General features: G+C 65.2%; 12 protein-coding genes. 8 read left to right on the top strand and 4 right to left on the bottom strand.

All coding sequences use genetic code 11. The annotated features are described in order from the left end of the window. Nucleotides 1–97: 97 nt before the first annotated feature. Both AC3FKG_RS25295 and AC3FKG_RS25290 read left to right on the top strand, forming a co-directional pair. On the top strand, nucleotides 98–601 hold the full coding sequence (locus AC3FKG_RS25295) for an Lrp/AsnC ligand binding domain-containing protein (protein ID WP_276099779.1): 504 nt from the start codon (nucleotides 98–100) through the stop codon (nucleotides 599–601). Between the two features lie 2 nt (nucleotides 602–603). Next, nucleotides 604–1,866, top strand: coding sequence for a PA0069 family radical SAM protein (locus tag AC3FKG_RS25290; RefSeq protein ID WP_488744430.1), 1,263 nt, complete (start codon nucleotides 604–606; stop codon nucleotides 1,864–1,866). A gap of 362 nt (nucleotides 1,867–2,228) precedes the next feature. Here the strand turns inward: AC3FKG_RS25290 and AC3FKG_RS25285 are convergent, their stop codons facing one another. The 3 genes from AC3FKG_RS25285 to AC3FKG_RS25275 form a co-directional block, all read right to left on the bottom strand. After that, nucleotides 2,229–2,723, bottom strand: coding sequence for a TM2 domain-containing protein (locus AC3FKG_RS25285; protein WP_483710755.1), 495 nt, complete (start codon nucleotides 2,721–2,723; stop codon nucleotides 2,229–2,231). Between the two features lie 300 nt (nucleotides 2,724–3,023). Then, the gene (locus AC3FKG_RS25280) at nucleotides 3,024–3,416 is read right to left on the bottom strand and encodes a hypothetical protein (protein ID WP_483710756.1); all 393 of its coding nucleotides are present in this window, start codon (nucleotides 3,414–3,416) and stop codon (nucleotides 3,024–3,026) included. A 141-nt stretch (nucleotides 3,417–3,557) separates the two neighbouring features. After that, the gene (locus tag AC3FKG_RS25275) at nucleotides 3,558–4,685 is read right to left on the bottom strand and encodes a PQQ-dependent sugar dehydrogenase (RefSeq protein WP_488744429.1); all 1,128 of its coding nucleotides are present in this window, start codon (nucleotides 4,683–4,685) and stop codon (nucleotides 3,558–3,560) included. A 142-nt stretch (nucleotides 4,686–4,827) separates the two neighbouring features. Between AC3FKG_RS25275 and rpsP the strand changes: the two genes are divergently transcribed. From rpsP to AC3FKG_RS25250, 5 genes are all read left to right on the top strand, one after another. Continuing rightward, nucleotides 4,828–5,082: a 30S ribosomal protein S16 gene (gene rpsP / locus AC3FKG_RS25270; protein WP_483710758.1), complete on the top strand. Its 255-nt coding sequence runs from the start codon at nucleotides 4,828–4,830 to the stop codon at nucleotides 5,080–5,082. Between the two features lie 49 nt (nucleotides 5,083–5,131). Then, nucleotides 5,132–5,797: a ribosome maturation factor RimM gene (gene rimM, locus AC3FKG_RS25265; RefSeq protein ID WP_483710759.1), complete on the top strand. Its 666-nt coding sequence runs from the start codon at nucleotides 5,132–5,134 to the stop codon at nucleotides 5,795–5,797. Nucleotides 5,798–5,837: 40 nt separating this feature from the next. After that, nucleotides 5,838–6,620 carry a tRNA (guanosine(37)-N1)-methyltransferase TrmD gene (trmD, locus tag AC3FKG_RS25260; RefSeq protein ID WP_483710760.1) on the top strand — a complete coding sequence of 261 codons (783 nt, stop codon included), beginning with the start codon at nucleotides 5,838–5,840 and terminating at the stop codon, nucleotides 6,618–6,620. Nucleotides 6,621–6,695: 75 nt separating this feature from the next. Beyond that, nucleotides 6,696–7,079 carry a 50S ribosomal protein L19 gene (rplS, locus tag AC3FKG_RS25255; RefSeq protein ID WP_483710761.1) on the top strand — a complete coding sequence of 128 codons (384 nt, stop codon included), beginning with the start codon at nucleotides 6,696–6,698 and terminating at the stop codon, nucleotides 7,077–7,079. Nucleotides 7,080–7,216: 137 nt separating this feature from the next. Then, complete coding sequence (locus AC3FKG_RS25250) at nucleotides 7,217–7,897, top strand: CoA pyrophosphatase (protein WP_483710762.1); 681 nt, start codon at nucleotides 7,217–7,219, stop codon at nucleotides 7,895–7,897. Between the two features lie 21 nt (nucleotides 7,898–7,918). Here the strand turns inward: AC3FKG_RS25250 and AC3FKG_RS25245 are convergent, their stop codons facing one another. After that, entirely contained in the window at nucleotides 7,919–8,767 is an 849-nt protein-coding gene (locus AC3FKG_RS25245; protein WP_488744428.1) for a sulfurtransferase, read from the bottom strand. A gap of 181 nt (nucleotides 8,768–8,948) precedes the next feature. Here AC3FKG_RS25245 and dnaE point away from each other — a divergent pair, with 181 nt between their 5' ends. Next, the gene (dnaE, locus tag AC3FKG_RS25240; protein ID WP_488744427.1) at nucleotides 8,949–12,467 is read left to right on the top strand and encodes a DNA polymerase III subunit alpha; all 3,519 of its coding nucleotides are present in this window, start codon (nucleotides 8,949–8,951) and stop codon (nucleotides 12,465–12,467) included. Nucleotides 12,468–12,575: the final 108 nt, after the last annotated feature.

Here is a 12,575-nt window from a genome sequence, read left to right as displayed (position 1 = left end):
CTAACCAGGATGTCAGGGTATTGAAGGATTTGTCTCTATACTATTGAATATAACCCAGTCATAGTTTTCGAATTTCTTAGAAAAACAGGAATAACTCATGAGAACCAGTCGCCAGCCGGTGCGTGCCCTCGACCGCCTCGACCGCAAGATCCTGATGCTGCTGCAGGCGGATGGCCGGATGTCGATGAAAGACCTCGCCGAGGCGGTCGGGCTGACCATCACGCCGTGCATCGAGCGGGTCAAGCGCCTGGAGCGCGATGGTGTCATCATGGGCTACTACGCGCGGCTGAATCCGGGCTTGCTCGGCAGCGCGCTGCTGGTGTTCGTCGAGATCTCGCTCGGGAACAAGTCGGGCAATATGTTCGAGCAGTTCCGCCGCGAAGTCCTGCGGATTCCGGAGGTGCTGGAGTGCCATCTGGTCTCGGGCGACTTCGATTACCTGATCAAGGCGCGCATCCGCGAGATCGGCGAATATCGGCGCCTGCTCGGCGATATCCTGCTGCAGTTGCCGGGCGCCGCGCAGTCAAAGAGCTACGTAGTCATGGAAGAGATCAAGGAGACACTGGCCATTTCCGTGGAGGAGAAGGCGCAGCCAGCCTGACGATGAGACGTTTCCCGCCGGATTCCGCCCCCGATCCGCACGGTGCATTGCGCCGCGAACGCGACGCCGAGGATGCGAGCGCCACGGCCGGCGTTCGTCCGCCAGTGGCGCGCAAGGGGCGGGGCGCGGTCAGCAATATCCAGGGCCGGTTCGAACGGGACCAGCGCGAGCCGTTCGATGACGGCTGGGGAGGGTCCGGCAACGACGAAAGCGCCGGCGAGTCCGCCGGCACGGGGAAAGAAGCGGCGACGCGCAGGCCCGTCATTCCAATCGTCCCGGTTGACACCGCGCCGCTTGCGCCGCTGCGCACCGAAGTCACGATCGAGCGCGCGCGCTCGATCCTCACGCACAATGCGTCTCCGGATATCCCGTTCGATGTCTCGCTGAATCCATACCGCGGCTGCGAACACGGCTGCATCTATTGCTTTGCCAGGCCCACGCACGCCTACCTGGACCTGTCGCCGGGGCTGGATTTCGAGACCCGCCTGTATGCCAAGACCAACGCTGCCGAACGGCTGCGCGCGGCGCTGATCCGGCCGGCTTACCGTTGCGAGACGATTGCGCTCGGCGTCAATACCGATGCCTACCAGCCGATCGAGCGCGAGCATCGTGTGACGCGCGGCATCCTCGAAGTGCTCAGCGCCTGCGACCATCCGGTGGCGCTGATCACGAAATCCTCGCTGATCGAGCGCGATATCGATCTGCTGGCGCCCATGGCGGCCAAGGGGCTCGCCGTGGCGGCCGTGACGCTGACCACGCTGGACGCTACCATCGCGCGCACCCTGGAGCCGCGCGCGGCAACGCCATCGCGGCGCCTGCGTACGATCCGCACCTTGTCGGAGGCAGGCATCCCGGTTGGCGTCAGTATCGCGCCGGTTATTCCGTTCATCACGGAGCCGGACCTGGAACGAGTGCTGGAGGCGGCGCGCCAGGCGGGTGCCGTCTATGCCAACTACATCGTGCTCAGGTTGCCGTGGGAAGTGCGCCCGCTGTTTGAGGAATGGCTGCAGGCCCATTTTCCGGACCGGGCCGAGCGGGTGATGAACCGCGTGCGTGACATGCGGGAGGGCAAAGCCTATGACGCCAGCTTTGCCACACGCATGCGCGGAACAGGGGTGTGGGCCGATCTGATGCGCCAGCGCTTCTACAAGGCGGCAGACCGGCTGGGATTCCGTTACAACCGATTCGAACTCGATACGTCGCGATTTCGCGTGCCGCCCAGTTGGACGGCCGATGCGGACGACGCGCAGGGCACCTTGTTCTGAGTGGCGGCGGTCGCTTCCTGATCGCGGATCATGCTGCTTGCCAACTCCAGCGCGGCCCTGGCGCGGGCCGGTGCCAGCCCTGAAGACAACGCGAGCCTGACTGCGATGGCCGCCAGGCGTCCCTCTTCATACGTAGGCATGTCGGTCTTGCTCCTTTGCACGGTCGGTGTCGGGGCCGGCCGGACGGATTGCCGCCGGAGGCCGGCGGTTTTTCCAGTATGGGCGATTTGCCCGGAAGGGAAACCCGTCATTGGCCACGCTTTGCGTGCGGACAAGTTCAGCAAAGATCGGGCAGCAGCCTGCGTGCCACTGGCGTCGCCGGGCAAGGACGGCTGCACGGCTGGCCGGCGTCGGCAAGCGGCTTACTGTGACAGTGCGCGCGCCGCTTCCACTTGCGACTCGAAGAAGGTCTGGAAGCTGATGGCAAGCCCGGCCATCAGCAAGCCGGTGCCGATCAGCAGCGACAGGATCACCAGGATCACCACTGGCCACCCTGAGCGCGTGGGCGTGCCATTCGGGTTGAAGCGGGCGTCCCATTTGTCATCCGGGCGCAGGCCATAGATGATCGCGGCCAGGAAGGCGCCGATCACGGAGGTGCCGCCGGCCACCGCGAAGGTCCAGTTCAACGCGGGCGATCCGGCGTCAGCCGCCATCGACGCAACGCCAACCATACCCGCAAGCATGGCCAGCAGGTGCAGCCAGCCATACTGGTCGCGCAGTCCGCCAAGGTAGAAGCGGTGCGCGCCAAGGCTGCCGAACAGGAAGGCGAGCGCCACCGTCAGCAGCTTCGATCTCGAGCGCGTGGACGGCGCGGCGGTGGGCCGGGAGGCTTGTGGCGCTTGGCTGGCTGCGGGCATGGGGAGGGCAACGTGGCGAAGGGTGTCGGCGGGCATGCCACCGGCAGCGGTCAATGGGGCGCGGCGGCAGCGGGTGCCAGCCGGGACACATTGTACGACAGGGGCATTGCCGTGGAGGCTGTCGCCCGGCTGATCTCCCCGCCTTGCAGGAGGTGCCGGGCAGAGGCAGGTCAGTTTGGTATGCCGTCCGCGCGGACGGTACGCTGCACGTTGCAGGGCAGCTTGAGGGCGACAGCCTGTGCGCGCGTTGGGGGCGCACTCAGATAGTGACCGCAGTCCCCCGGACGAGTTCCAGGGCGCTTAGCGGCCGCCTTCGCGGCCGCGGGCCTGCCAGCCCGGACCTACGCTGGCCGGGCGGTTGTCATTGCGGTTGCCGTCATTCTGGCTGGTGCGTTCCTGCGGGCGCGAACGGTTGTCGTCGCGGCCATTCGGGGCATTCGGCCTGCCGCTCAGCCGATCATCGGCGCGGGCGCGCGCTTCCATGCGGTCGATCTGTGCCTGGACGTGGTCGCGGCTCTCGGCGCGGACGCTGGCCATTTGCCAGCCGCCGGCCTGCAGACGCGGGGCATGGGCATCGGCATGCGAGCGAGGCCAGAACGTGACTTGTGCATGACTTGCGGCGACGGCGCCGATCAAGCCCGCAACGGCGAGGATGCCAGCCACCAGGTCGCGCAGGAATGAGCGGGTGAACATGCGGAATCCCAGGATCCAGACGCGCAGCGTTGTGTTTCAAAGTTGGGTTCATGGTACGCATGGGGCATCGGCCCGCCTATGCGAATCGCGTTACCGGTGTAACGGATTGTTTCGTTGCAATCAGGCGCTCCTTGGGGGATTTCAGGGGGCGTAGCGGATGCGATAAATCGCGCCTGCGTGGTCGTCGCTGACCAGCAGCGAGCCGTCCGGCGCGACCAGCACGTCCGCCGGGCGGCCCCAGGCTTTGCCGTGCTGGAGCCAGCCCTGCGCAAAGATTTCCTGGCTTGTCGCCTTGCCCTGCGCGTCCAGTGTCACGCGCACGACCCGGTAGCCGATGGGCTCGCTGCGGTTCCAGCTGCCGTGCTCGGCAATGAAGATGTTGTTCCGGTACGCGGCCGGAAACTGCGTGCCGGTGTAAAAGCGCATGCCCAGCGCAGCGACATGCGCGCCGAGCCTGGCCACCGGCGGCACGAACTCGGAGCAGGGGCGCTGCCTGCCGAATTCGGGATCGGGGACATTGCCAGCGTGGCAGAACGGATAGCCGAAATGCTGCCCGGCCTGCGTAACGCGATTGAGTTCGTCGTCGGGCTGGTCGTCGCCGAGGTTGTCGCGGCCGTTGTCGGTGAACCACAGTTCGTGCGTCGTGGGATGCCAGTCGAATCCGACCGAATTGCGCACGCCGCGCGCCACCACCTGCAGGTCCGACCCATCGGGTCGTATCTTCATGATGTTGGCGTAGCGGTTCTCGTCCGGGGCGCAGATATTGCAGGGGGCGCCGACCGGGACGTAGAGATAGCCGTCCGGGCCAAAAGCGATGAATTTCCAGCCGTGGCTCGTTTCCTTGGGAAACCGGTCGCTCACGACGACAGGTGCCGGCGGGTTGTCGAGGCGAGCATCGATGTCGTCGAGCCGCACAATGCGCGAGGTGGACGACACATAGAGGCTGCCATCGCGAAAGGCCACGCCGACTGGCATGGCAAGGCCGCGGGCCACTACGCGTGTCACCGGCTTGCCGGTCAGCGCCGCAGGCAGGGCGTAGACCTTGCCTTGGGAATTCGAGCCGACGAACAGGGTGCCGGAGGGGCTCAGTGCCATTTCGCGGGCGCCCGGCACGGTATCGCTGAGGACTTCGATGCGGAACCCTGGCGGCAACTGGATCTCCGCGAGAGGCAGGGCCGCGAACGTGGTGGACGGCGCGCCCAGCAGCGTGATGCAAGCCAGTGCGGCCAGATGCGCGGTGCGATCAACGAAGTGCCTGACGATTCCCATGGCGTGCCTCCAGTCGCGGATTTCGCCACGATGCCCTTGCGCACGCATCGCGTCAACCGTCTAAGTGTTTGTTTGACCACGGATATTGGGCTATACTCTTGCGTTTCGTGTTCGAACACCAAGTTTTCTGAGGAACCATCTCATGGTCGTTATCCGTCTGGCTCGTGGCGGCAGCAAGAAGCGCCCCTTCTTCAACATCGTCGCTACCGATTCGCGCAACCGTCGCGATGGCCGCTTCATTGAGCGCGTTGGCTTCTACAATCCGCTGGCTTCGGCAGGCGAAGAAGGCCTGCGCGTTGTGCAGGACCGTCTGGCCTACTGGCAAGGCGTTGGCGCCCAGCTGTCGCCGACCGTTGCACGCCTGGTCAAGCAGAACGCCGCCAAGGCTGCTGCCTGATAGCAGGTTGCAGCGCGCTCCCTATCGGGGCGCGTTTTTCATTGCACACGTGACTGAACGAAAGCAGGGCGCCGCTGCGCCAAGGCCGCTGAACCGGCCTCAAGGCGAGTCGTCCAAGGCGGTCAAGCTGCCGGCGACGCTGCTGTATGCCGATCCCCTCCCGGATGATCTGGTCGAGGTCGGCTATGTCGGTGATGCCTATGGCATCCGCGGCTGGATCAAGATCCAGCCCCATGCCAATGATGCGTCCGCGCTGCTGCATGCGCGCCGCTGGTGGCTGCTGATGCCCCCGCAGGCTGGCCTGGTGGCCACGGCGGAGGCTTCGCGTGCCCAGGCGGTGTGCGTCAAGATCGCGCAATCGCGCGAGCACAGCGGAACCGTGGTGGCACAGGCAACCGGCGTTTCGGACCGCAATCTGGCCGAAGCGCTCAGGGGGCGACGCGTGTGGATCCGACGCGAGGACTTTCCGGCGCCGGACGAGAATGAGTTTTACTGGGTAGATCTGATCGGCTGCACCGTGAGCAACGAGCAAGGCGAGTTGCTGGGCGAGGTGTCCGGTCTGATCGATAACGGGGCTCACCAGATCCTGCAGGTGGCTTACGCATTGCCCGACGGTCAGGCCGCTGAGCGGCTCGTGCCGTTTGTCGATGCGTTCCTGCGCACGGTCGACACCGCGGGCAAGCGCATCGTGGTGGACTGGGGGCTCGACTACTGAACTTGTACCGGAGCCGGTGCGGTTTGGAGGGGGAAGGCGGATGCAGTTCGATGTAATCACGCTGTTTCCCGACATGTTTCGCGCGCTGACCGACTGGGGCATTACCAGCCGGGCAGCCAAGCAGCAACGGTACGCCCTGCGTACCTGGAATCCGCGGGATTTCACCACGGACAACTACCGTACGATCGATGATCGGCCGTACGGCGGCGGTCCCGGCATGGTCATGCTGGCCAGGCCGCTGGAAGAAGCGATCGATGCGGCCTCGGCCGCGCAGGCTCAGGCAGGCGTCGAGACGCCGCATGTGGTGCTGATGTCGCCTCAGGGTGCGCCGCTGACACACCAGAAGGTCATGTCGCTCGCGCAGCGGCCCGGACTGGTACTGTTGTGCGGCCGCTATGAGGCCATCGACCAGCGCCTGATCGATCGTCGCGTGCATGAGGAAATCAGCCTTGGCGATTTCGTGCTGTCCGGCGGCGAGTTGCCCGCGATGGCATTGATCGATGCCGTGGTGCGGCACTTGCCCGGTGTACTGGGCGACGCGCAGTCGGCGGTGCAGGACAGCTTCGTCAACGGCTTGCTCGATTGTCCGCATTACACGCGGCCGGAAGAGTACGACGGTGTGCGGGTACCCGAGATCCTGCTCGGCGGCCATCATGCCGAGATTGAAAAATGGCGGCGCCAGCAGGCGCTGGCCAATACCGCGAGAAAGCGTCCCGACCTGATCGAGACCGCTCGCGGGCAAGGTTTGCTGACCCGTTCCGACGAGAAATTCCTGTCGGAATGGCAGGCGAAAGAAGGGCGGGAGATTTCTCCCGCCAGGTAAAACCCCATCCTCTGCCGGGGCCCGGGCAATGCCCGGGGCATCCAACGCCGGCACGATGGTTACGGAGAAAGAACGATGAACATCATCGAGCAGATCGAGAAAGACGAGATCGCGCGTCTGACCGCGAACAAGACCATCCCCGCATTCGCACCCGGCGACACCGTGATCGTCAGCGTGAACGTGGTGGAAGGCAATCGCAAGCGCGTGCAGGCTTACGAAGGCGTGGTGATCGCCAAGCGTAACCGTGGCCTGAATTCGTCCTTCATCGTGCGCAAGATCTCGTCGGGTGAAGGCGTGGAACGTACGTTCCAGCTGTACTCGCCGCTGATCGCCGGCATCGAAGTGAAGCGTCGCGGCGACGTGCGTCGTGCGAAGCTGTACTACCTGCGCGAGCGCTCGGGCAAGTCGGCACGTATCAAGGAAAAGCTGGTTTCGAAGGCAGTCAAGGCTGCTCAGTAAGCCGGACATGCTGGCCGGTTTTGCCGGCTGGACGTTTCCTCGGGAAGGGCACCGCAAGGTGCCCTTTTTGCGTTTTGGCAACTGTGCCGGATTGCTGCGCTGCCGGAAGACGAGCATCTGTCATACTTCAACCTGTTATGCGCCCCGCCTTTGATCCCGAATCCCTCCCCATCATCGATACCGACACGCGCCGACCGGCGCTGAGCGCGCCGCGCCTGAGGGCGGATTTCATCCGCCGCCGGCTGCAGGTGCCGCCGGCCTGGGCGCCCGAGCTGACCGATGAATCCCGTGTGTACGACCGTAGCCGAAGCCTGCGCCAGGCCTCCGTGCTGGTGCCGATTGTCGAGCGCCGGGATGGCCTGACGATCTTGCTCACCGAACGCAATGCCAACCTGAGCGCGCACGCGGGGCAGATCAGTTTTCCCGGTGGCAGCCAGGAAGACTATGACGCCAGCCGCGTTGATACGGCCTTGCGGGAGACCGAGGAAGAAGTGGGCCTGGCACGCGACTATGTGGAGGTGCTAGGCGCGCTGCCGGACTACATCACCGGCACCGGTTTCCATGTCAGCCCGGTGGTGGGCCTGGTACGCGACGGCTTCACCTTGCGGCCCGACGCCTCCGAAGTGGCCGATGTGTTCGAGGTGCCGCTGGCTTTCCTGATGGACCCTTCGCACCATGAGCGACGCCTGTTCCGCTGGGTCGATGGCGAACGGATGTTCTATGCCATGCCCTTCCCGCGCGAAGGCGGTGGCCATCGCTTCATCTGGGGCGCGACGGCCGGCATGCTGCGCAATCTCTACCACTTGCTTGCCGCCTGAGTTTCGCTGCGGCGCGCAGAATCAGGCTGCGGCCTGACCTTGTTGCCCGATGCAGTGCGGGCAGCTTTTGCCGACGACGTACTGCGGGCTTTGCTGCTCTTCCGGCGTGACCACGGCGCGGCAGGCAAAGCACTGCCTGGGACCAGCCGGTTCAAGGTTCGGGTTGAGCGCCGTGCGGTAGTCGAAGACGAAGCAGTCGCCGCGATAGTGGCTGCCGCCGACTTCCTCGAAATATTTGAGGATGCCGCCTTCAAGCTGGTAGACGTGATCGATGCCGACTTCCTGCATATGGATCGCGGCTTTCTCGCAGCGGATGCCGCCGGTGCAGAACGACACCACGGTCTTGCCCTGGAAATCCGCCTTGTGGGCTTCCACGGCTTCGGGGAATTCGCTGAACTTGGTGAGGTTGTATTCCACCACCGTATCGAACGTCCCCACCGCCACTTCGAAATCGTTGCGCGTATCGAGCATCACCACCGGGCGGCCTTCGTCGTCATGGCCCTGGTCGAGCCAGCGTTTGAGGTCGACCGGCCGTACCGACGGCGCACGCCCTTCCTCGGGGCGGATCAGCGGGCGCTTCATGGTGATGATTTCCTTCTTGGCCCGCACCAGCATGCGCTTGAAGGGCTGGTTGTCCGACAGGCTTTCCTTGGGCGTAATGTCCGCGAAGCGCGCGTCGGCGTGCAGCCACGCCATAAAGCCGTCGATGGCATCGCGCGGGCCGGCCAGGAACATGTTGATACCCTCCGGCGCGAGCAGGATGGTGCCCTTCAGGGCGAGCGCCTCGCAGCGCGAGCGCATTTCCGGACGCAAGGTCTCGATGTCGTTGAGCGAGACGAACTTGTAAGCGGAGATGTTGACGATCTGCATGATGGGCTGCGCTGCATCACGCGCGCAAAGCACGCGATAACTGCCTGATTGGAAACGTGAAATTATAGCGCGCCGGCCCGCTGCCGGCCGCCATTTCCTAGCGTCGTCCTCAGCTATCGTGGCGTGTCGACGATGTCTGCGGGGCGGCCGTTGCCATGCCCGAGCCGGTACAATGTCGCCCATGTCTGCCCCCCGTTTCGTACACCTTCGCGTCCATTCCGAGTATTCCGTCGTCGACGGCATCGTCCGCCTGGAGGATGCCGTGAAGGCCGCGGCCAAGGATGGCATGGGCGCGCTCGCTCTCACCGACCTTGCCAACGCCTTCGGCCTGATCCGCTTCTACAAGGAAGCGCGCGGCGGCGGCGTCAAGCCCGTGGTCGGCGCCGATGTCTGGCTGTCCAATGCGGACGACCGCGACAAGCCCGCGCGGCTGCTGTTGCTGGTGCAGGACCGCATCGGCTACCTGAACCTGTGCATGCTGCTGTCCCGCGCATGGCTGTCGAACCAGCACCGTGGCCGTGCCGAAATCGAGCCCGGCTGGTTCAGCGAACCCGGTGAAGCGGGCCAGCCGCTGGCGACAGGACTGATCGCGCTGTCGGGCGCGATGGGTGGCGATGTCGGCATGGCGCTGGCCAATGGCAACGTCGAAGGCGCCCGTCGCGCCGCCGAGCATTGGGCCACCGTCTTCCCGCAGCGTTTCTACATCGAGGTGCAGCGCGCCGGCCATCCGGGCACGGACGCCTATGTGCAGCAGGCCGTGCACCTGGCCGCCGAGATGCAGTTGCCCGTGGTGGCCACGCATCCGGTGCAGTTCATGACGCCGGACGAGTTCACTGCGCACGAGGCGCGCGTCTGTATCGCCGAAGGCGAACTGCTGGCCAATCCGCGCCGCACGCGCCGTTTCACCACGGACCAGTATTTCAAGACGCAGGACGAGATGTGCGCGCTGTTCGCAGACATCCCGTCCGCGCTCGAGAACGCCGTCGAGATCGCGAAGCGCTGCAACCTGACGCTGGAGCTCGGCAAGCCGCGCCTGCCGCTGTTCCCCACGCCCGACGGCATGTCGCTCGACGACTACCTGGTCTTCATGGCCAAGGACGGCCTGGAGAAGCGTATGGCCGTCCTGTTCCCGGACGAGGCGCAGCGCGAGGCCAAGCGGCCCGAATACTACGCGCGGCTGGAGTTCGAGACCGGCACCATCATCAAGATGGGCTTTCCCGGCTACTTCCTGATCGTGGCGGACTTTATCAACTGGGCCAAGAACAACGGCGTGCCCGTGGGCCCGGGCCGCGGCTCCGGCGCGGGTTCGCTGGTGGCCTATGCGCTCGGCATCACCGACCTGGACCCGCTCAAGTACGCGCTGCTATTCGAGCGTTTCCTGAATCCGGAGCGGGTGTCCATGCCCGACTTCGATATCGACTTCTGCCAGCACGGCCGTGACCGCGTGATCACGTACGTGAAGGAAAAGTACGGCAAGGACGCGGTATCGCAGATCGCCACCTTCGGCACCATGGCGGCCAAGGCCGCGGTGCGCGACGTGGGACGCGTGCTCGACCTTGGCTACGGCTTCGTCGACGGCATCGCCAAGCTGATTCCGTTCAAGCCAGGCAAGCTCGTCACGATCGAGGAAGCCAAGAAGGAAGAGCCGCTGCTCACCGAGCGCGAGAACAACGAGGAAGAAGTGCGCCAGCTGCTGGAACTGGCGCAGCGTGTCGAGGGCATGACCCGCAACGTCGGCATGCACGCCGGCGGCGTGCTGATCGCGCCAGGGCGCCTGACCGATTTCTGCCCGCTCTACACGCAGGGCGCGCAGAACGACGGCATGAGCGGTGTCGTCAGCCAGTACGACAAGGACGACGTGGAAGCGGCCGGCCTGGTCAAGTTCGACTTTTTGGGCCTGACCACGCTGACCATCCTCGACTGGGCCGAACGCTATATCCGCCGGCTCGACCCGAGCAAGGCGGACTGGAATTGCAGCCAGATTCCGCTGGATGACGGCCCGGCCTTTGACATCCTGAAGACGGCCAACACGGTTGCCGTGTTCCAGCTGGAAAGCCGCGGCATGCAAGGCATGCTGAAGGACGCCAAGCCTGACCGCTTCGAGGACATCATCGCGCTGGTGGCACTGTACCGGCCGGGCCCGATGGACCTGATCCCCAGCTTCTGCGCGCGCAAGCACGGCCGCGAGAAGGTCGAGTATCCGGATGCGCGCGTCGAGCCCGTGCTCAAGGAGACCTACGGCATCATGGTCTACCAGGAGCAGGTGATGCAGATGGCGCAGATCATCGGCGGCTACTCGCTGGGCGGCGCCGACCTGCTGCGCCGCGCCATGGGCAAGAAGAAGCCCGAGGAGATGGCGCAGCACCGCGTGATGTTCCGCGAAGGCGCCGCCAAGAACGGACTTTCCGCCGAGCAGGCCGACGATATCTTCGACCTGATGGAGAAGTTCGCGGGCTACGGCTTCAACAAGTCGCACGCGGCCGCGTACGCGCTGCTGGCGTACTACACCGCCTGGCTCAAGGCGCATCACCCGGCCGAATTCATGGCAGCCAACATGTCGCTGGCCATGGACGATACCGACAAGGTCAAGATCCTCTACGAGGACTGCAAGCTCAACAAGCTTGCCGTGCTGCCGCCCGACGTCAACGCCAGCGAATACCGCTTCGCGCCGACCGATGCCAAAACCATCCGCTATGGACTCGGCGGCATCAAGGGTTCCGGCCAGGGCGCCATCGAAGACATCCTGCGCGCGCGCGCGGAACGGCCGTTCACGGACCTGTTCGACTTCTGCGAGCGCGTCGATCGCCGCCAGGTAAACCGCCGCACCATCGAGGCGTTGATCCGAGCCGGTGCGTTCGACAGCCTCAACGACAACCGCGCGCAGTTGCTCGCTTCGGTCTCGATCGCCATGGAAGCGGCCGACCAGAAGGCCCAGTCGGCCAACCAGGTCTCGCTGTTCGACCTGATGGGCGATGCCGGCGACGCGCACGGCCCGGAACTGCTCGACGAGCCGCGCTGGACGCCCAAGCGCACGCTGCAGGAAGAAAAGCAGGCGCTTGGCTATTACTTCTCGGGACACCTGTTCGACGCGTGCCGCGACGAGGTGCGCCGCTTCGTGAAGAGCACGCTGGCGGGGCTCGAAAAGGAAGTGCAGGGCAATGGCGGCGGGTTTGGCCGCGATGTGCGCGGCAAGACCATCGCCGGTGTGATCGCCGGGGTGCGCACGCAGATGACGCAGCGCGGCAAGATGATCATCGTGCAACTCGACGACGGCACCGGGCTGGTGGAGATGACCGTCTTCAACGAGCTGTTCGATGCCAACCGGCACATGTTCCGCGAGGACGAATTGCTGATCGCCACCGGCAACGCGCGCCACGACACCTTTACCGGCGGCGTGCGCTTTACGGCCGAGTCGGTGATGGACCTCGCCACGGCCCGCAGCGCCTATGCCAGCGCGCTCAGCATTGCGCTCGCACCGGAAGACTCGACCATGGAACGCTTGCGCACCATGCTCACCCAGTACCGTGCCAAGCCGCGCGACACTGGCCTGGCGGGCCTTGGCCTGCTGGTGCGCTACCGCAATCCGAGTGCCGCATGCGATATCCACCTCGGACCGAACTGGCGCGTCGAGCCTGACGAAGCCCTGCTCGGCGAACTGCGGCAGTGGCTCGGCAACGAGGCGGTCGAGCTGGTGTATTGAGGCCACGGCGGGGGGGGGGGGGGGGGGGGCGCGCCCCCCCCCCCCCCCCCCCCGCCCCCCCCCCCCCCCCCCGGCGGCGGGGTACAAATGGGGGGGTTTTTTGGGGCG

This window comes from Cupriavidus sp. 22TCCZM04-2 (assembly GCF_057798895.1).
This window is presented reverse-complemented; position numbering and strand designations above follow the sequence as displayed.